Origin of the sequence: Haloplanus litoreus (assembly GCF_045690335.1) — an archaeon.
In the GTDB taxonomy this organism is placed as follows: Archaea; Halobacteriota; Halobacteria; order Halobacteriales; family Haloferacaceae; genus Haloplanus; species Haloplanus litoreus.
In genome coordinates, this window is the sequence record NZ_CP147874.1 from 2792744 (window position 1) to 2811372 (window position 18629).

The window sequence follows — 18629 nt, forward strand, 5'->3', positions numbered from 1 at the left end:
TCGGGGGCTCGGAGCACACGGCTCACAGCCGAGGGTTTAGGAGCGATGGCGCGGCCACCCGGGGGCATGGACGACAGCCTGGACGAACGTGTCGACGCAGTCGAACGCGCGCTCACCGACGGAGAGACGGTCGAGGGACTCCCCGAGGCCGGTCGAGTGGAGGCCCGACTGGAGGCGGTCGAAGAGGCCGTCGCCGACCTCGACGACCGTCTGAACGAACTGGAGGCCGCGGTGCAGGCCCTCCGGGGGTTCGCCGGCGGCATCGACGCCGTCGACGAGGCGGTAGAGCGCCGCGCGAACGCCGCCATCGCCCGTGTCGAGCGCCTCGAACGCGAGCACTCCGAGCGGGAGGGACGTGCGGACGGGAACGGACCCTGCGAGCGGGGCCGGCGCGGGGGTGCGGACGGCGAACGGCACGACCGTCGGCGGCGAAACGGCCACGGCGGCGAGTCCAGAGACACGCAACTCGAGGAGGCCGTTACCGACGACGCGACACGGGACGGCCGGCGAAACGGACGCGACGAGGATCGTTCCACCGACGCCGGTGGACAGCCCCCGACGACGGACCGAACCGCCGCGACGCTGGCGCAGGCGGCGGCCGACACCGCTCGGAGCGAACTGGAGGCGGAGCGGGAGCGATCCGACCCCGACGCGGAGACGACGGCGCCGACGCTGGCCGAGCGAATCCGGCGACTCCTGTGATTCGCGTCGTCCTCGCGGTGCTCTTGGCCGTCGCCCTCCTCGCCGCCGTCGGCCCGGGTGTCGAAGCGGGCCGGGAGGCACGAACGGTGACCCACCTCGACGGCGTCGTCGACCGGATCGCTCGCGGCGTCCAGTCGCTCCGAGCCCACGAGGACCCCACACGACCGGGCGAGACCGGCGCCAGACGAATCGTACGCGTTCGGCTCCCGACGCCATCCTGGACCGCTGCGGGCGCGACGCTGCGTGTCGACGGCGACGGTGACCGCATCGGCTACCGCCTCGACGGGGAGTCGCCACACCGCACGAGGATCCGCGGGGTCGATCTCCGGACGCCCTCGGGCCCAGTCGTCATCGAGAGTCCGGGGCGGCACCGGCTCACCCTCTCGCTGGTCCGTCAGAACGGGGTTGGCGTCGTCGTCACCCGAGGCTGAGGTTCAAGGGCGGTCGGGGGACCAAGCCGGTGCATGCGCATCCTGAACCGACTGCGCGACGACGGCACCGAGTCCGACTGCCGATGCGAGGTGGTCGTTCGACCGCCACCGGGTAGCGACCCGGAGCGGCGGGGGACGCTCGTCGTCGACGCGGACGCCTGTCCCGGCGACGGTGATCTCGCCGGCAGCCCGGCCTGTCGGGCACGGGTGATCGACACGCTCGCCGATCGGGGCGTCGACGCCGTCCACGTCGCGACCGGTGGACGCGAACGCGTCTACGACGACGACGCCGTCGGATTGTTGGTCGCTGCCGGGCGGTTCGCCGCCCGCGTCGCCGTCCACGACGAAGCGCTCGCCGACCGGGCGCGCCGTGATCCGCTCGGTGCAGCCCGCGCGGCGGCCGGTCGGGCGGGGCCGGTGTCGGAGCTGGCGGCGACCACCGGATTGGCCGCTGGCGCCGCCCGGGTCGACGGGACCGAGACGGCGTTCGGGGCGACGGTCGGCCCGACGATTTCGAACGCGCGCTTGGAGACGGGACCACCACCGGACGCGACGCTGGTGGCGCGGCGTGATCTCGACACCGGAGCGACGGTCCGACAGTACCGGACGGACGCCGGTGGCTACTACCTGCTCGACCCACTCGAATCGCGTCTGGACGCGTCGGAGCTGGACGCTTTGGCCGCCGCTCACGACCGTCTGGCCGATGGTGTGGGAACCGAGGGCGACGACCGAGCCGTCGCCCGTGCCGTCCGGGCCATCGACGCCCCCTCGCCGGACGCGTCGATGGCGGCGGTGGAGCGCGTCCTCCGGAAACACACGCGGGACCACGGTGTGCTGGAGGACCTCTTCGCCGATCCGCAGGTCACGGAGGTACTGGTGACGGCGCCGGTCGACCGCAATCCGGTTCGCGTCGCCGTCGACGGCGACCGACTCCCGACGAACGTACAGCTGACCCGACGGGGGACTGCATCGCTGGCCTCCCGGTTCAGACGGGAAAGCGGGCGCGCCTTCTCGCGGGCGTCACCGACCCTCGACGCGACGACGGAGACCAGGAGCGGGCGAGTCCGGGTGGCGGGTGTCACCGACCCGGCGAGCGACGGATACGGCTTCGTCTTCCGCACCGGCGGTCGGGACGCGTGGACGCTTCCGGCGCTCGTCGCCAACGGAACGCTATCGGCCGACGCCGCGGCACTCTGTTCGGTCGCCGTCGAGCGGGCGGGAGCGGGACTGATCGCGGGACCGCGAGGCGCCGGGAAGACGACGCTCCTCTCGGCGCTCCTGTGGGAACTCCCACCGACGACCCGAACCGTCGTCGTCGAGGACACGCCGGAACTCCCGGCGGCGAGGCTTGGCGAGGCCGGCCGCGACGTCCAGCCAGTCCGCGTCGAAAGCGGCGACGGCCCGGCGCTCACGCCGACCGAGGCGCTTCGAACCGCACTCCGCCTCGGCGAGGGGGCACTCGTCGTCGGCGAGGTTCGAGGCGAGGAGGCGGCGACGCTCTACGAGGCGATGCGGGTTGGAGCGGCGAGCAGCGCCGTCCTCGGGACGATCCACGGCGACGGCGCCGACGCCGTGTTCGAGCGGGTCGTAACCGACCTCGGCGTGTCGGCGTCCTCGTTCGCCGCGACGGACTTCCTCGTGACACTCGCGACCGACGAGCGGCGACGCGTGGCGAGCGTCGAGGAGGTCCGCGACACCGCCGACGGGGTCGCTTTCGAGTCGCTGTTCGAGCCCGGTCCCGACGGTGCGGAGCCGACCGGCGTCGTCGACAGGGGGAACAGTCGGCTCGTGGCGTCGTTGGCTCGACCGGACGAGTCCTACGCTGACGTCCTCGACCGTCTCGACGACCGGGCGACGCTCCTGACCGATCTGGCCACGACGGACCGCATCGATCCCGACGCGGTCGACGCCGCCCATCGCGACCGGGTGATGGAATGAGCGACCGCGCCAGCGACGTCGTTCGGGTACTCGCCACGTTGTGGCCGTGGCCGACGGCAGCCAACGCGGACCTCGACGCGGCGCTCGCCTACCTCGGAAGCGACGCCGACGCGTCGACGCTCGAACGCGCGGGGCGAGTCGTCGCGACGGCTGTCGGTGGGGTCACGGTAGCCCTCGGCGTCGCGGTGACCGTCGTGACGACGGTCCGGTGGGGCGTCGTCACCCTCGCCGTCGGCACGATGCTGGCCGTCGGCTGTCTCCTCGCGACGGATCGGGGCCCGCGACTGATGGCACGGCTGGCACGGACGCGTGCGCTGGGATCGGCGGCGTCGCTGATCGGGCGGGCGGCCATGCGCCTCCGACTCGATCCGACCGTCGAGCGGGCGGCGGCGTTCGCCGCCAGAACGGGACGTGGATCGCTCGCTCGCAGCCTCGGTACTCACGTCGAACGGGCAAGAGGAACGCCACGGAGCGGTTTCGATGGATTCGCGGCCGAGTGGGCCGATCAGTTCCCGGCCCTCGTTCGAGCAGTCTCCCGCCTCGACGCCGCGGCGTCGGCCCCGGCCGCGGAACGCGACCGGCACCTCGACCGGGCGGTTACGGCCGCATTGGAGGGGGCACAAGAGGAGCTGGCGGCGTTCACGACCGAGATCCGCGGGCCGGTCACCGGTCTGTACGCCTTCGCAGTCCTCCTACCGCTGGCACTGGTCGGCATCCTACCGGCGGCGCGAGCGACGGGCGCTCGCATCTCGCTCCCGGTCGTCGTCGTCCTCTACGACGTCCTCCTCCCGGTCGTCGTAATCGGGACGGGTGCGTGGCTCCTCGCCCGCCGACCGGTCGCGTTCCCCCCGCCACGGATCGGCGCGGCCCACCCCGACACCCCAGACGGGTACACGGGTGCACTGCTCGCCGGCGTCGCTGCCGGGGCGGCCGCCGGCATCCTCGCCGCGCGGACGGTGGCTCCCTGGGCGGCCCCCGTCGCCGCCGTCGGAATCGGTCCCGGGACGGCGCTCGTACTCCAGTTTCACGCGGCCACGGGCGTTCGAGAGCGGGTACTCGCGGTGGAGAACGACCTCCACGACGCGCTGTATCTGGTCGGGCGGCGCGTCGCGTCGGGGGAGGCCGTGGAGGGTGCCATCGACGACGCCGCCGACCGGGTCGCCGGCGCGACGGGTGCCCTCCTCGACGACGCAGCGAGCCGGCAGCGACGGCTGGGAACCACCGTGACGGCGGCGTTTCGTGGTGACGGCGGGCCGCTGGCGGCCCTCCCCAGTTCGAGAGCCGAGGGGATGGCAGCGCTCTTCGGGTTGGCGGCGACGGAGGGGGAGCCGGCTGGCGACGCGTTGATCGCGACGGCCGAACACGTCGAGGAACTCCGCCGCGTCGAGCGGGAATCCCGGCGGGAGTTGAGGCGGGTGACGGATACGCTCTCGAACACCGCCGCAGTGTTCGCACCCCTTGTCGGCGGCGCGACGGTGGCGCTGTCGGCACGAGTCGCGGGAACGGGGACGGGGACGGGCACGGGGACGGGCTTCGGCGCCGAACCGCTCCCGACGGCCGCCCTCGGCATCGCGGTCGGTGCCTACGTCCTCTGGTTGGCGGCCGCACTCACGGTGCTCTCGACGGGGTTGACTCGCGGACTCGACCGGACACTCGTCGGCTACCGTGTCGGCGCGGCGCTGTGTCTCGCGACCGTGGCGTACCTCACCGCGTACGTCGGCGCCGGTCTGTTTCTGTGAGGATTCAAGTAGGGTAACGGGACCACCCCGTCCCATGTTCGGCGTTCCCGTCGACGCCTGGTACATCTGGCTCGGCCTATCGCTCGCGAGTGTCGCCCTGTTCGGCGTCGGGGCAGCGTTGCCGACCGCTCCCCCACCCGCCGCGGCCGACGCTGCCGACACGATCGACCGCGTGGCCGGGACGTCCGCCCCGGTAACCGCGGAGCATCCGCTCGACGCACGCGAGATACGAGTCGAGCCGAACGAACTCGGCCTCCGAAACGATGCTGGAACCACGCACGCGACGTTCGCGTTCGGACCGGTGACGCCGGTCGGCGGTGCCCGGGCGTTGACTGCCATCCTCCGGGGGGCACCGCCGTCGTCACGGTACTCCTCGGCCGCGGCGTTCTGTGACGCCGCAGCGAGGGCACGTGACCGACCGAGCCGCTGGCGGGCGGCCGACGGTCCGTTGATCGTCCGATACGTCGTCTGGGAGGGGTGCCATGTCACGCTCGTCGGGTAGAGGACAGGTCGAACCGACGGCCGCACTCGTGGTGTTGTTGGCCGTGACGGCCGCCGTCTCGACCTACGCGATTGCGCTCGACGGCGCCGTCAGGGGCGGAAAGCGAGATATCGCGGAGCCGACGCTGGATCGCGTCGTCGGGACACTCGTGACTGGTGGCGTGGTCGATCCGGAGCGGAGACGGCGTGCGCACCGGTCCGGGCCGTCGGGCTACCGTCTGAATCTGACCGTCGCGGCGGGGGGACGACGATGGTACGCTGGGCCGGCACCGCCTGCAGGGGCGGCGTCCGACGGGGCGAGTCGGCCGGTTGGCGTCCGTCTGAGCCCAGGACGGGTCCGTGCCGGCCGCGTCGCCGTGGAGGTGTGGACGTGACGAGCACCGTCCTCGACGGGGTGTTCTGCCTGCTTCTGATCAGCGCCGCAGTGGTGACGGTGACGACGGCGACACCACAGGAGCCGGCGGGCGCGGGACGTGCCGCGGACGTGGCGTCGACGCTCGCGACGACGACGGCGACGGTGAACTACACACTCACGCCACGACCCGATGCGACGGGCGTCCCGCTCCCGACGAACCGGAACGCGTTCGACCGAACGGCCCACGGGACGCTGGCCGGACTCCTAGCACGGGCGGCCGTCGGTCGACTGTCAGTCGACGGCCGGCGGCTCTCACACGCTCGGGGCGGCTTCTCGCGTGCGGTCGTTCGGGCCGTCGGCGCGGCAGTTCGAACCAACCACACACGGATCACCGCCGTCTGGCAACCGTACCCGGACGCCTCGGTCGGCGGGCGAGTCGCCGTCGGAGGGCACCCGCCACCGGACGTACCGGTTCACACCGCAACGATTGCGGCGTCGAGTGGCCTTCCGTCGAAACGATCCGCCGTGCGGACGGCCGCGAGGGAGGAGGGCATCGAAGGAGTCGCCGACGCCGTCGCGAAGGGTATCGTCGACGGGCTGTTTCCGCCGACGCGAACCCGTATCGCCGCCGGGGGGAGAGCCTCGGCACTGGTCCGACACCGGTATCGTCTCGCAGAGCACCGATTCGGCGTCGACGGGCACGCGACCCTCACCGACGGCGGCGTGGACGACTCGAACGAGCGTCTCGCCGCCGGACTCTCGGACCGGGTGAGTCGGGATTTGCGCGAGTCGAACGCGTCGGCCCGCGAACTCGCCGGACGGGTCCGTATCGGCCAGGTCCGGATCGTCGTGAGGACGTGGCCGTGACCCGACTGGCCGAGGATCGGCGGGCACGCGTCCCCTTCGCCTTGATCGGCGTGCTGTTGCTGGTCGGGGCGTCGACGTACGCGGCCGTGATAGCTAGACAGGGACCGAGCCGAATCGACCGTGGAGCCGAGGTGGCGATGGAGCGAGCGTCGGCCGGGACGACGGCTGCGATGCGGTCCGCCGTCGGCGAGGCAGCGCGGGCGGCCGCGAGCGAACCGATCACCGACCCCGCCGAGACGCCCTACGGGCGACTGCTGGACGGTGACCGCCCTTTCGGCGACGCTCTCCGACTTCGGATCTATCTGCGACTCCGCGAGCGGTTACGAACGACGCACTATCGGCGCGAGGACGTAACCGCCGCCGCATCACTCCCCGAGGCGACGACGCCGGCCGAACTCCGACGAGTGATGGCGCGGATACGCCTGGCTCCCGTGGAGAACGGCACCGCTCTCCAGGTGTCGGTTCGGAATCTGACCGTCACGGTCCGCAAAGGTGATCGCATCGTCGCCCGCGAGAACCGGACGCGAACGGTGACCGTCTCGACACCCGTTCTTGCTCTCCACGAACGCACCAGGACGTTCGAACGACGGCTGAACCGTCGTCCGCTGGAGGGACCGGGCCTGGGACGGCGACTGACAGCCCGACTCTACCCGATCGCGTGGGCCCGCGGATACGCCCAGTACGGTGGTCTCCCTATCGCCAACGTCGTCGCCACCAGACACGTGGAGACGTCGACGAACGGGGCGCTGCTCGAAACGCAGCGCGCGGTGTTCGGACGGAGCGATCCGGCGGGACGGGAGGCGATGCGCCGAGCGACGCTGGAACTCGGCGTCGAGGAGGTGGCGGCGGCGTCACCCGAGGGGGACACGTGGACGGAACGGGTCGTCCCCCGTCCGAATCGACGGGTGGACGCGCCGACGCTTCCGGGACGCCGAGGCACGTCGGGTCCATCGCCGACCCGCCGGATCGACGTCGGCGTAGACCCGCTAGCGGGACGAGCCCTGGCCGGGCTGCGGACGGAATCGATCCGAGCGAACCGCTCGCTTGACGACGTCCTCCGTGCCGCCTATCGGGTCGAGACGGCGCTACGGACGAGTCGGGAGCGGACCTACCGGGAACCGCGGCCGGAGCCTGACCGACCGGGGACGGGGTGGGAGTTGGCCGACACCGACCGCTCGGTCGATCACGAGGTGACGTCGAGCGTCGGGACGACGCCCTCGGCCGCCGGCGACGAGCGTCGGTTCGGATCGTTCACCCGCCACGTCGTCCTCGAGAACCGACTCAGGTGGACCTGGGAGCGCGGAAACGAGACACGAACCACGACCGACACGTGGACGGAGCGCTATCGGGTCGGCGTGACGCTGGTCGGGGAGTACGCCCCGAACGGAACGGCTCCCGACCGTCCGACGACTCCCCGGTTCGAACGCGGTGGGCCGCTCGGCGGGCCGAACCTCGCCGACGTGCCCGAGAAAGCCAGCGCGCAACTCGTCGCACAGCAGGGGGGCCGGGACGCGGTGGCGGTGGGTGTCGCCAACGAGAGCCTCGACACGACCGAGCGGGTGGTCTACGGTGACCGACCCGCAGACCTCCGGTCGTGGACGGCCGCCGACCTGGCGGTGTTTCGTGACCGACTGTCGAACCAGTCCGTCGGCGTGAACGCGGGACGGATCGCCACCTACACTGTCAACCCGTCGGCGAGATTGGCGGCATCCCTCCGGGAGCGACGGGCAGCGCTGGCAGACCCACCGGAGCGGTACCACGGTGTGGCATCGCGGGCCCGCGCCAGTGCCCGGGCAGCGTTGATCGACGAAACGGTCCGTCGACTGGAGCGGCGCGCGGCGACGCACGAGCGGACCCGCCGGAAGTTCGGCCAGGTGCTCGGTCGAGTGGGAGTGGCATCGCCCGGAGCACTCCGGCGAGTGATGGAGACACGAACGACGCCGGTAGCGAGTCGCGGAGGTCGGATCGACGGCACGCCGCCCGGCGGTCCAGTCAGCCCCGTCCCGGACGGGTCGCCAGCGTACCTCACGGTGGCCTCGGTGAGCCACGACCGAGCAACCGGGTTGCCGCCGTCGCGCTCGTATCACCCCCTCTCGGCGAAGAACGTCAACCTGTTTGCGGCGCCGTACGGCGACGCCGCGGATGCGGTGGCTGCGCCGGGGATTGACCGTCCATCGGAGGTCCGACTTCGGACCGCCGCGCAGGCGCTGGTAGCGTCCGAACCGATCGCGAACGGCTCCGTTCGCGACTCGCGGCGCGAACTCGCGCAGGAGGTGTCGACGTCGGTCAACGGCCTTCGGCGGCGGGCGGGTCGCGTCGTCCGGAACGAGACGCAACTCACGCGTCCGGAGGCCGAGGCGGCGGTGTCGAAGGCCTTCGCTCGATGGGACGGTCCCGGACGGCGGGCACTCGCCGCGACCAACGGTTCGCTCGCCGCGGAGATAGCCGAAGTCGCCGGGCGGCGGGCGTCCAGTCCGCGTCCGGGGCGCGTCGACCGCCTGGAGACGCGCCTCGACGCCGCCATCGGCGACACACTGCGGACGCCGACGGCGACGGTGTCGGAGACTGTGGTCGCGGAGACGCTGAATCGTGTGAAAGCCCGTGCCGCGGAGCGAGCCAGCGAGGCGGCGACGGAGCGACTCGCGCGCGGTCGACTGAACGAGACGCTCGGCGCGGTGCCCGCGGGGTTCCCGGTCGCCCCCGTCCCGGGCTACTGGTACGCGACGGTCAACGTCTGGGAGGTAGAGATCAGGGGAGCCTACGCGCGCTTCACCGTCCGGACCGGGCGCGGTTCGCCGTCACCCGGGGCGGCGACCCGGTACGTCCGTGACGGGTCGGTCGTCCGACTCGACGTCGACGGGGACGGGGAGGCGGAGCGACTCGGTCGCGACGAGCGGGTCGACTTCCGGACGCGGACCGTCGTCGCCGTCGCAGTCCCGCCGTATCGGAGCGGCGTGGGCGACGTCGACGGCAACGCCGACGAGCGCGGAGGCACCTGGCCCGAGCCGGGGTGTACGTCCTGGGAAGCCGCCGCCTGTCCCCCCTCGGAGTGAAGCCTTTTGTCGACGGGCCTCTCATCCGACGTATGCTCCACGATGCGGTCGACGAACCGGAAGCGCTGTCCTCCCGACAACTCCGCGACGCCTACGACGCCGAACTTCGTGCCGTGATCGACGCACGAGGTATCGAGACGGTCGCCACAGAGGCCGGCCTCCCGACCGAGACGGTCGCCGCCCTCGCGGGCGGGGAGTCGCCGTCGGTATCACTCACCGAGGCGGCAGCGATCCTCGCTGTCGACTACGAGGGCCGCGACGCTCGGGGAATCGTACAGGAGGTCCGAGACCACCTGCTGATGGGGATGACGACGGGTGTCCTCGACGTCGATACCATCGCCTCGAACGTCGACCTCGACCTCTCGGGCCAGGAGATCCAGCAGGCAATCGAGGGTCGAACCCGAATGACGCTCGACGAACTCGCCGCGATCCAAGGCTACGTCGCGGGCCGGAACGCCCGCTGATAGCCGTGCGCGTCGCCATCTTGGGCTGTGGCTACGTCGGTCTCGAACTCGGTCGACAGTTGACCGCCGCCGGCCACGACGTCGTCGGCGTCCGGCGGTCGGATGCCGGCCTGGACGCAATCGAGACCGCCGGATTCGAGGCCGTACGCGCAGATCTGACGGACGAAGCGTCGCTCGTGGCGGTCCCGGACGTCGACTGGGCAGTGTACGCCGCGAGTGCCGGCGGGCGCGGCGTCGACGCCGCCCGGGCGGCCTACGTCGACGGGTTGCGGACGGTCGTAGCGGCGTTCGGCACGCGAGAGTCGCCGCCGGATCGTCTCGTCTACACGTCGAGTACGGGAGTCTATGGCGACCACGGCGGCGACTGGGTGAACGAGTCGACAACACCCGATCCCGCGACCGACCGACAACGCGTCCTGCTGGAGGCCGAGCGGGTCGCATTGAAGGAGACGGCCACTCATGATATCGACGGGACGGTCGTTCGCTTCGGGGGTCTCTACGGGCCGGACCGATACCGAATGGATCGCTACCTCGACGGGCCGGTGACCGAGGGCTATCTCAACTCGATACACCGTGACGACGCCGCCAGTGTCGTCGCCCACCTGTTGACGGCCGACGTGGCCCGTGGCGAGGTGGTACTCGCGGTCGACGACGACCCCGTCTCGAAGTGGGACTTCGCCGACTGGCTCGCCGAGCAGTGCGGCGTCTCGCCGCCCAAGAAGTGGACGGTGGCCGAACGAGCGGCGACGACCGAAGGCGAGGTGAGTCGCCGTGCCCGGGCGAACAAGCGGTGCGCCAACGACCGCCTCCATCGACTGGGCTACGAGCTTCAGTATCCGACCGTCCGAGAAGGCTATCTCCCCGCGATCCGGGCGTTCCGCGACGACTGACGGTCGAGAATTCTGTCGGGGACGGAACGACCTAATAGGAGAATACTCTTGCCGCTCGACTCTGTCGGGGAGGGTATGTCGGTCGCCGCCGAGGAACTCGTCGAGCGGGCGGTGGCGTTCGCCCAGACGCATCCGGAGTTGCTGGCCGCACTGCTCGTTAGCGTCGTCGTCCTGGTCGGGGGGGCGTACATCCTCCACCAGTTCACCCGGCCGTCCGGCGTTCGGTTCGCGTCGTTGCTCGCCGAGTACGACGACGTGACCGTGTTGACACACCCGAATCCGGATCCGGACGCCATGGCGGCGGCGATGGGTGTCGCCTCGCTGGCCAAGCAACAGGACACGACGGCAACCATCCAGTTTCCGGGACAGATCCGCCACCAGGAGAACCGAGCGTTCCGGAACGTCCTGGAGGTCGACCTCGAACCCATCGAGCGGGCGAGCGATCTGAGCACCGAGACGGTGATCCTCGTCGATCACAACCAGCCCCGTGGATTCACCGGATCGGAGTCCGTCCGGCCGAAAGCGGTCGTCGACCACCACCCAGGAGACGGCCGCGGCGAGTCTTTCACCGACGTGCGCACCGAGTACGGCGCCTGTTCGAGCGTGATCGCGGAGTACTTTCAGGATATGGACGCCACGCCGGTCCCTCCGGAGAACCACGAGAGCGAAATCAGCGCGAAGTGCGTCGTCCCCTCGCGGGTGGCGACGGGGCTGTTCTTCGGTATCCTCACCGATACGAATCGACTGACCGGAGGCATCGACTCCGCCGACTTCGACGCGAGCGGCTACCTCTCACCCGGCGTCGACGAGAACCTGCTCGACCGCATCGCCAATCCCCAGGTGAGCGCGGAGGTTCTAGAGATCAAGGCGACCGCCATCCGCGAACGCGACGTTGAGGGAGCCTTCGCGATCAGCGACGTCGGGGACATCTCGAACGTGGACGCGATTCCACAGGCCGCCGACGAACTCATTCGCCTCGAAGGCATCACCGCCGCCATCGTCTGTGGCACCCGCAACGGGATGCTCTATCTCTCGGGACGCTCCCGCGACGACCGGGTACACATGGGTCGTGCCATCGAAGCCGCACTGGACGGGATACCGGGTGCCAGCGGCGGTGGGCACGCCCGCATGGGCGGCGGGCAGATCCCAATCGAGGACGGCGACTTCGTCTGGCCGGGGCGGCGCACCGCTCTCACCGACCGTCTGCGACGGGCCCTCGAAGGCGACGTGTAGTCCTTTTACACCCGTCGCGCGTAGCGGGCGCATGGCGACCGCACGCGCCACCTGGGAGTATCGCGACCGCTTCGGCGACGGATTCGGTCGAACCTACTTCCGCCGGTTCGGTCCCGGCGTCGTCTCCAGCGTCGGCCTCGGCACGTATCTCGGGGCGCCGACGGACGCCGTCGACGAGGGCTACGAGCGCGCACTGATCGCCGGCCTGGAGGGCGGGTGTAACGTGGTAGACACCGCGGCCAACTACCGTTGCGGGCGGAGCGAGCGGGTGGTGGGGCGGGCACTCGGGCGGGCCGACGTAGAGCGGGACGCCGTCGTCGTCGCCACGAAGGGTGGATTCCTGCCCTTCGACGGCGACCGGCCGGCAGACCCCGCCGACTACCTCCGAGAGCGATTCGTCGAGGGGGGCCCGGTCGACCCCGCGGATCTCGCGGCGAGCCAACACTGTATCGCCCCCGACCTGATCGACGCGATGGTGGATCGTTCGCTCGACCGGTTGGGCGTCGAGACGATCGACTGCTACTACATCCACAACCCCGAGACGCAGCTTCGCGTCCGTTCCCGAGCGGCCGTCTACGACCAACTCGAAGCCACCTTCGAGCGTCTGGAGCGACGGGTCGCCGCCGACGATGTCGGCGGCTACGGTGTGGCGACGTGGGAGGCGTTCCGCCGCCCGCCCGAACACGACGACCACCTGTCGCTCCCGACGGTGATCGACCGCGCCCGCCGCGCGGCCGAGACGGTCGGTCGCGAGGAGTGTGGGTTCACAGCGATCCAGCTACCGTTCAACGTCGTCATGGCGGACGCGTTCACGACCCCGGCACACGAGTTCGAGGGCGACCGGCGGTCCGCGCTGGAGGTGGCACACGCGCTCGGCGTCGACGTGTTCACCAGCGCTAGCCTCGCACAGGGGGATCTATCGACGGAATTGCCCGCGTCCGTCGACGCGGAACTGTCCGGGGACACCCCAGCCCAGCGGGCGATCAACTTCGCGCGGAGCGCGCCGGGCGTGACCTGTGCGCTCGTCGGGACGAGCGATCCGAACCACGTCGCCGAGAACGTCGCCGCGGGGACGTTCGATCCGCTGGGCGCGCGCGCGTTCGACGCCGTCTTCGAGTGATACGGACTGCTGTAACTGTGTACGGGCGTCGCCGACCGCCGAATCGGCGACGGCCGGAAACGACTTACAACAGTATCCTGAGCACCGGGTGTGCGCGGCCGACACGCCGTCGCTACCGCAGGTCCTTCCACTCCCGGCCGCACTCGGGACAGATCCGAACCGCGAACACTTCGTCGGGGTCGTCCCGTTTCTTCAGCACCTTCTCGCACTCCGCGCAGGTGAGTCGTTCGTAGGTATCCTTGACGAGTTCGCCGTCACGAAGCCCCTTCCGCGTCGATTTCATGTCCCCACCTTGTGCGCCCTTGTTTAAAAAACGGGCCGGCCGTCGGCAGGGAGGCCGTCGCGGGACGCCAGCTCACGGAGATGCGAGCGGCCGCGGGCCACCCGCGGGCTTTTGTCGGCGCCGCCCCCAACCCCGGGTGATGGAGTACGTCCAGGAACGCGTGACGACGCTCCACGATCTGACCGACCCGACGCCCACGGCACCCACCGATCGGGCGTCGGTGGTCGTTCCGATGACCGAACGCGAGTACGCCGGTCTGGCGCCGGATCGCGTCCTCTCGGAACTGGAGCGGGTCGATCCCGCTCGGGTCGTCGTCCCGCTTCGAGCCGCCCCCGACCGCGTTGCGGACTTTCACGACTGGCTCACGGAGTACGACCTCTCGCTGTCGGTCATCTGGTGTAACGGGCCGCGACTGGAGCGCCTCCTCGACGACCACGACCTCGACGGCGACTTCGGGAAGGGCCGCGACGTGTGGCTCGGCATCGGGCAGGCGCTCGACCGAGAGTTCGTAGTCGTCCACGACGCCGACACCAAGAGCTACTCGCGGACGGACGTCGCCCGGCTCCTCTACCCGCTTTCGGAGGGCAACGACTTCTCGAAGGGGTACTACGCCCGCGTCGAGAACGGGCGCCTCTACGGGCGCCTGTTCCGTCTCTTTTTCGTCCCGCTGGTGCGGGCGCTCGGAGCGGATCGGGACGCGCCCGTTCTGCGGTATCTGGAGGCGTTTCGGTACGCGCTGGCTGGGGAGTTTGCGGCGACGACGGAACTCGCCGAGCGCCTCCGAACCCAACGCTCCTGGGGACTGGAGGTCGGCACCCTCGGTGACGCCTTCGAGTACGCCGGCTTCGAGGGGAGCGCCCAGGTGGACCTCGGAACCTACGAACACGACCACCGAGCCGTGAGCGGGCCGACCGGGCTCTCCGATATGAGCCAGCACGTCGCCGCCGCGCTCTTCCGGGTCGTCGTCGACCACGGCATCGACCCCGACTACGACGCCCTGCCTGATCGCTACCGAGAGGCCGCTCGCTCGCTCGTTCGGAGCTACGAACTCGACGCGGGGTTCAACGGCCTCGACTACGACCGCGCCGGCGAACTCGATCAGGTGGAGACCTACGCGGCGGCCATCGAGCCGCCGGGACCGGATCGCCGTCTCCCGGCGTGGATCGACGCCCCGGTGTCGCCCTCGGCGGTGGCGGAGGCGGCCGACGCGGACCTGGAGGCGGCGCGATGATACCGACCGAAACCGGCGACGAACTCGCTGGCGTGGTCGACCTCTTCGGGGCCTTGACCCGTGAGGAACTCGAAGCCGCGCTCGGCGAACTCGCCTTCAAGCGCGGCGAGGACGTCGACCGCGAGGCGGCGCGGGCGGCCGTCGACGCCGCCCTCGAGAACTACTATCTCGTCGCCGTCGACCGAAACGACCGGACGATTCTCGCACCCGGTCCCGCGGCGTTCCCCTCCCTACCTGAGGGGGCGGAGGACCTTCCTCACATCCTCGACGTGCCCGACCGGGATCCGGATCGGGCGTCGCTGGTCGACGCGGCCGAACGCCGCCTGCGCGGTGACGCCGCCCGCGCCGTCGACGACGAGGACGAGGACCGGATCGAGCGACTGCTCGACGTGAGTTACGACCTCGAAACGTGGGGAGGGGTGGACGTCGGCGAGGTTCGCACCCGCCTCGACGATGCGGTCGAGAACCACAACTGAAACCACGCCGCGGAGCGTACCGCAGCGGTGACGGCCGCCGAGACCGAAACCAACACCACACCACGCGACACACCATGCGTATGGACCTGTCCGCCGTTGCCCGTCACACGCCGCGGACTATCGACGACGCGGAGCGCGAGGCGGCGGTCGTCGCACCGATCGTCGAACGCGCGGACGGCGACGCCCTCCTCTTTACCAAGCGCGCCGACCACCTGGGCGAACACGCTGGCCAGATGAGTTTCCCGGGCGGAGGACGGGAACCGAGCGACGCGGACCTCGAGGAGACGGCGCGACGCGAGGCCAACGAGGAGATCGGGCTCATCCCCGACGAAATCGAGGTCGTGGGCCGCCTCGACGACATTCCGACCGTCAGCGACTACGCCGTCCGACCGTTCGTCTCGCGCATCCCGGACCGAACGTCCGTCCCCGACGAACGTGAGGTGGCCGAAATCGTCGTCCTGCCGGTCGCGGCGCTGACCGACCTCGACAACTACGAATCCGAGCGCCGTGACCATCCCCACTACGGCGAGATCCGTCTCCACTTCTTCCACGTCGAGGGCTACACCGTCTGGGGGGCAACGGGGAGAATGCTCGTTCAGTTGCTCGAACTCGCGACCGACTGGGAGATGCCGCCCGAAGTCGATCGGGTGGTCGATCCGGACGCCGACTTCCCGGTCTGAGTGGGGTTCGGTCGGCACGGGCCGACCGCGGACCCGCCGTCACTCCTCGGCTGCGTCGTCGCCGTCGTCGCCGTCGTCGGTCTCCTCGCCTTCCTCGCGCACTACCACGTCGGTGCCGTTCGCTCGCTTCGGCACTTCGACCCGCAGCGTCCCGTTCTCGCTCAGCGTGGCCGACGCCTCGCCGGCGTCGACGTCGGCGTCCGGCGGGAGGCGCGCCCGGCCGTCGAGCGAGAGGCCACGACCCGGGAACCGCATCTCGAAGCCCTCGTGGAAGTCGCGGAAACGGTCGAGACGAACCTGTACCTCGCCCTCGACGTACCGAACCTGTACGTCGCTCCGGGTGACCCCGGGTGCGTCGAAGACGACGAGATAGGCGTCGTCAGACTCCAGGACGTCGTAGGAGAGGGGCTTGCGCTCCTGTACCTTCCCGACGCCGCGGCCGACCCGTTCGAGGACCGCCGACGCCGCGGACTTTCCGAACTCCTTGAACCCGGTCATAGTTCGATCTCTTCGAGACAGTCGGTCCCGCCACAGAGCGGACAGGAGAGGTCGCCGACCGTGTGGTCGTCGGCGATGTCGTAGGTGTAGTGGTTCTCGAACATGTCGAGTTCGCAGTCGGGGCTGGTGCACTTGAGTTCCTTCGTGGCGGGCATGGGCGGAACTAGTGCCGCGACCGGCATAAGTGGCGTGGAGCCTGCAACGGCGACGGAGTCGGGAGGGGCGATCACCGCTCCGCGAGGTCCCGGAACGCGTCCCGCAGATAGAGGACGGAGTCGTACCGGTCGGCCTTCTCCGTGTCGAGTGCGGTCAGGAGTACGTCGTCGAGGGCAGGGGGCACGTCGGCAACCTCACTCGGCGGCGTCGGCGACTCGGTCAACACTCGGTGCATCACCGTCGTCGGGTCGCCAGTGTACGGCGGCCGGCCCGTGAACAGTTCGTAGAGGACGGCGCCCAACTGGTAGACGTCGGTCAGGTCGTCCGCCGGGCCGCGGTCCGTGTCGAACTGCTCTGGGGCGGCGTACCCCGGCGACAGCCCCTCGACGCTTTTCGAGTGTTCCAGCAGGTGTTTCGACAGCCCCCAGTCCGCGACTTTGGGGACGTCCCACGCTCCGTCGACCGACCGGAAGAGGACGTTCGACGGCTTCAGATCGAGGTGGGCGACGCCCCGCCGGTGGGCGTGACGCACTCCCTCGGTGATCGCTTCGGCCGTCCAGAGCGCCTGGTCGAGATCGAGGTCGCCCGCCCGCGTCGAGAGGTCGCCCGCGTCCATGTACTCCATGGCGATCCAGGGCAGCGGTTGGGCGTCGTAGTCGACGACGCCGACGACGTGGTCGTGGTCGTCGAGTTTGTCCCAGGTTTCGGCCTCGGCGAGGAGCCGGTCGACCGCCTCGGTGTGGAGGGTACCGCTCATGCGTGGTTCCTTGAGTGCGACGGCGTGGGTCCGACCGTTCGACTCGACCGCCGCGCGGTAGACGTCGGCGTTGCCGCCGCGACCGATCGGTTCCTTGTCGGTCACGTCCTCGTAGGCGATGGGCAGGTTGGGGGTGCGAGGGACGTGGTCTGGTGGGCCGAGGGGACGGGTGGATGTGGCGTCGGGTGACGGCGCGGTAGTGGTGGCGTCGGATGACGGCTTCCCCGCGGCGTTGCCGTCGGACGGCTTCCCCGCGGCGGCGAAGGGATCGTCGGTCGGGGCGTCGGTGCCGCCGTTCGTCGGCGTCGGGTCGGGTGCGGGGTCGGGCGACCGGTTCGTCGCTCCGTCGACTGGCTCGGGCGTCGGTGCCGGTTCGGGATCGGACGTCTCCATCGGCTCCGGTTCCGATTCCGATTCCGGTTCCGATTCCGGGACATCCGGCCGACGAATCCACGTCGGATAGCCGACGACGACGGCAGCCCCCGTGACGATGAGAAATCCGAGCGGAATCCCGGTAAACCAGACGATACTACCGCTCACCGACAAGAGAACGTGCCAGAGGGTGGCGATGGGCGCGCCGAGAACGACCGAGAGGCCGACGACGGTTCTGGTACCGGTTCCGGTCCACGGGAAGTGTCGCCACGAGAGGGGAAAGAGCGCGAGTATCCCGAGGGGTCCGAGGGGGAATAGCAGAAACGTCGCCGAGCCGTAGGTCCGAGACATGGCCATTATCGCGAACGTATCGGGCGCGTCGTGGAGAAACACCAGTACGGAAGTCAGAAACAGACCGAACCCGAAGACTGCGGCCGACTGCAGATACGGATGGGGCGTCGCGGCGTGGTCACCGGACGCGGTGGCGGAGACGACGAGGACGGAGGCCGCCGTCGTCGCCACGGCGAGGAAGGCGACGGCACTGCCGACCAGCAGTCCGTATCGCGAGTACGAGTTCAGGAACGGGGACAACGCCACGAGGAGGCCGAGTACGCCACCGGAGAGCGTGACGCCGCGACGCGGGGGACGACGCCAGTCGAGTATCACCCACGACAGGGGATACGGGACACAGGCGGCGACCATCGCCAGCAGTGGTACTCGAAGTTCGGCCAGGAGGTTCGGGTCGGCGTCCAAACCCGATGGGGGACGGGCCGCCATGAACGTCACCACGAACCACCCCCCCACCGCCACGAGCGACACGACGACGAACTGCACCCGATCCGACACGAGACGCATTGGCGGGAAGTGGCGATAGCGGCGTATT

General features: G+C 70.3%; 19 protein-coding genes. 15 read left to right on the forward strand and 4 right to left on the reverse strand.

Annotated elements, in window-relative coordinates:
- Window positions 1-66: 66 nt before the first annotated feature.
- From V8686_RS14960 to V8686_RS15015, 12 genes are all read left to right on the forward strand, one after another.
- On the forward strand, window positions 67-702 hold the full coding sequence (locus V8686_RS14960; RefSeq protein WP_379705605.1) for a DUF7310 family coiled-coil domain-containing protein: 636 nt from the start codon (window positions 67-69) through the stop codon (window positions 700-702).
- Window positions 699-1133 (forward strand): DUF7311 family protein, encoded by a 435-nt coding sequence (locus V8686_RS14965; protein WP_379705608.1) that lies wholly within the window; start codon window positions 699-701, stop codon window positions 1131-1133. Before V8686_RS14960 ends, V8686_RS14965 begins: the two co-directional genes overlap by 4 nt.
- A gap of 33 nt (window positions 1134-1166) precedes the next feature.
- Window positions 1167-3071 carry an ATPase, T2SS/T4P/T4SS family gene (locus V8686_RS14970; protein ID WP_379705610.1) on the forward strand — a complete coding sequence of 635 codons (1905 nt, stop codon included), beginning with the start codon at window positions 1167-1169 and terminating at the stop codon, window positions 3069-3071.
- Window positions 3068-4810, forward strand: coding sequence for a type II secretion system protein (locus tag V8686_RS14975; protein WP_379705613.1), 1743 nt, complete (start codon window positions 3068-3070; stop codon window positions 4808-4810). The genes V8686_RS14970 and V8686_RS14975 overlap by 4 nt, the downstream gene beginning before the upstream one ends.
- Before the next feature lie 34 nt (window positions 4811-4844).
- A complete protein-coding gene (locus tag V8686_RS14980) occupies window positions 4845-5312 on the forward strand; it encodes a DUF7283 family protein (protein WP_379705616.1) in 468 nt (155 codons plus the stop codon).
- The gene (locus tag V8686_RS14985) at window positions 5293-5685 is read left to right on the forward strand and encodes a DUF7285 family protein (protein ID WP_379705619.1); all 393 of its coding nucleotides are present in this window, start codon (window positions 5293-5295) and stop codon (window positions 5683-5685) included. The genes V8686_RS14980 and V8686_RS14985 overlap by 20 nt, the downstream gene beginning before the upstream one ends.
- Window positions 5676-6533: a DUF7284 family protein gene (locus V8686_RS14990; RefSeq protein ID WP_379705622.1), complete on the forward strand. Its 858-nt coding sequence runs from the start codon at window positions 5676-5678 to the stop codon at window positions 6531-6533. The genes V8686_RS14985 and V8686_RS14990 overlap by 10 nt, the downstream gene beginning before the upstream one ends.
- Window positions 6530-9586, forward strand: coding sequence for a DUF7286 family protein (locus V8686_RS14995; protein WP_379705625.1), 3057 nt, complete (start codon window positions 6530-6532; stop codon window positions 9584-9586). Before V8686_RS14990 ends, V8686_RS14995 begins: the two co-directional genes overlap by 4 nt.
- 32 nt (window positions 9587-9618) lie before the next feature.
- Window positions 9619-10050 (forward strand): DUF5791 family protein, encoded by a 432-nt coding sequence (locus tag V8686_RS15000; RefSeq protein WP_379705628.1) that lies wholly within the window; start codon window positions 9619-9621, stop codon window positions 10048-10050.
- Window positions 10051-10055: 5 nt separating this feature from the next.
- On the forward strand, window positions 10056-10940 hold the full coding sequence (locus V8686_RS15005; RefSeq protein WP_379705631.1) for an SDR family oxidoreductase: 885 nt from the start codon (window positions 10056-10058) through the stop codon (window positions 10938-10940).
- Between the two features lie 75 nt (window positions 10941-11015).
- Window positions 11016-12173: a DHH family phosphoesterase gene (locus V8686_RS15010; RefSeq protein WP_379705634.1), complete on the forward strand. Its 1158-nt coding sequence runs from the start codon at window positions 11016-11018 to the stop codon at window positions 12171-12173.
- Window positions 12174-12204: 31 nt separating this feature from the next.
- Entirely contained in the window at window positions 12205-13293 is a 1089-nt protein-coding gene (locus tag V8686_RS15015) for an aldo/keto reductase (RefSeq protein ID WP_379705637.1), read from the forward strand.
- Window positions 13294-13405: 112 nt separating this feature from the next.
- Here V8686_RS15015 and V8686_RS15020 read toward each other — a convergent pair whose 3' ends face one another.
- Entirely contained in the window at window positions 13406-13576 is a 171-nt protein-coding gene (locus V8686_RS15020; protein ID WP_251344201.1) for an HVO_0758 family zinc finger protein, read from the reverse strand.
- Between the two features lie 139 nt (window positions 13577-13715).
- On the opposite strand from V8686_RS15020, the gene V8686_RS15025 reads away from it, so the two are divergent.
- From V8686_RS15025 to V8686_RS15035, 3 genes are all read left to right on the forward strand, one after another.
- The gene (locus V8686_RS15025; RefSeq protein ID WP_379705641.1) at window positions 13716-14807 is read left to right on the forward strand and encodes a glycosyltransferase family protein; all 1092 of its coding nucleotides are present in this window, start codon (window positions 13716-13718) and stop codon (window positions 14805-14807) included.
- Window positions 14804-15283 (forward strand): DUF7109 family protein, encoded by a 480-nt coding sequence (locus V8686_RS15030; protein ID WP_379705644.1) that lies wholly within the window; start codon window positions 14804-14806, stop codon window positions 15281-15283. Before V8686_RS15025 ends, V8686_RS15030 begins: the two co-directional genes overlap by 4 nt.
- A gap of 80 nt (window positions 15284-15363) precedes the next feature.
- A complete protein-coding gene (locus V8686_RS15035) occupies window positions 15364-15963 on the forward strand; it encodes an NUDIX hydrolase (RefSeq protein WP_379705647.1) in 600 nt (199 codons plus the stop codon).
- A gap of 39 nt (window positions 15964-16002) precedes the next feature.
- Here V8686_RS15035 and V8686_RS15040 read toward each other — a convergent pair whose 3' ends face one another.
- From V8686_RS15040 to V8686_RS15050, 3 genes are all read right to left on the reverse strand, one after another.
- Window positions 16003-16461, reverse strand: a complete 459-nt coding sequence (locus V8686_RS15040; protein WP_379705650.1) for an Hsp20/alpha crystallin family protein — start codon at window positions 16459-16461, stop codon at window positions 16003-16005.
- Window positions 16458-16616: a DUF7559 family protein gene (locus tag V8686_RS15045; RefSeq protein ID WP_251329905.1), complete on the reverse strand. Its 159-nt coding sequence runs from the start codon at window positions 16614-16616 to the stop codon at window positions 16458-16460. The genes V8686_RS15040 and V8686_RS15045 overlap by 4 nt, the downstream gene beginning before the upstream one ends.
- A 71-nt stretch (window positions 16617-16687) precedes the next feature.
- Window positions 16688-18601, reverse strand: a complete 1914-nt coding sequence (locus V8686_RS15050; protein ID WP_379705654.1) for a protein kinase domain-containing protein — start codon at window positions 18599-18601, stop codon at window positions 16688-16690.
- Window positions 18602-18629 lie beyond the last annotated feature (28 nt).

Bases quoted from the DNA above. Each gene is read 5' to 3' on its own strand.
- V8686_RS14960 (WP_379705605.1), top strand. From the start codon at position 67: ATGGACGACAGCCTGGACGAACGTGTCGACGCAGTCGAACGCGCGCTC.
- V8686_RS14970 (WP_379705610.1), top strand. From the start codon at position 1,167: ATGCGCATCCTGAACCGACTGCGCGACGACGGCACCGAGTCCGACTGC.
- V8686_RS14975 (WP_379705613.1), top strand. From the start codon at position 3,068: ATGAGCGACCGCGCCAGCGACGTCGTTCGGGTACTCGCCACGTTGTGG.
- V8686_RS14980 (WP_379705616.1), top strand. From the start codon at position 4,845: ATGTTCGGCGTTCCCGTCGACGCCTGGTACATCTGGCTCGGCCTATCG.
- V8686_RS14985 (WP_379705619.1), top strand. From the start codon at position 5,293: ATGTCACGCTCGTCGGGTAGAGGACAGGTCGAACCGACGGCCGCACTC.
- V8686_RS15000 (WP_379705628.1), top strand. From the start codon at position 9,619: ATGCTCCACGATGCGGTCGACGAACCGGAAGCGCTGTCCTCCCGACAA.
- V8686_RS15010 (WP_379705634.1), top strand. From the start codon at position 11,016: ATGTCGGTCGCCGCCGAGGAACTCGTCGAGCGGGCGGTGGCGTTCGCC.
- V8686_RS15015 (WP_379705637.1), top strand. From the start codon at position 12,205: ATGGCGACCGCACGCGCCACCTGGGAGTATCGCGACCGCTTCGGCGAC.
- V8686_RS15020 (WP_251344201.1), bottom strand. From the start codon at position 13,576: ATGAAATCGACGCGGAAGGGGCTTCGTGACGGCGAACTCGTCAAGGAT.
- V8686_RS15025 (WP_379705641.1), top strand. From the start codon at position 13,716: ATGGAGTACGTCCAGGAACGCGTGACGACGCTCCACGATCTGACCGAC.
- V8686_RS15030 (WP_379705644.1), top strand. From the start codon at position 14,804: ATGATACCGACCGAAACCGGCGACGAACTCGCTGGCGTGGTCGACCTC.
- V8686_RS15035 (WP_379705647.1), top strand. From the start codon at position 15,364: ATGGACCTGTCCGCCGTTGCCCGTCACACGCCGCGGACTATCGACGAC.
- V8686_RS15040 (WP_379705650.1), bottom strand. From the start codon at position 16,461: ATGACCGGGTTCAAGGAGTTCGGAAAGTCCGCGGCGTCGGCGGTCCTC.
- V8686_RS15045 (WP_251329905.1), bottom strand. From the start codon at position 16,616: ATGCCCGCCACGAAGGAACTCAAGTGCACCAGCCCCGACTGCGAACTC.
- V8686_RS15050 (WP_379705654.1), bottom strand. From the start codon at position 18,601: ATGCGTCTCGTGTCGGATCGGGTGCAGTTCGTCGTCGTGTCGCTCGTG.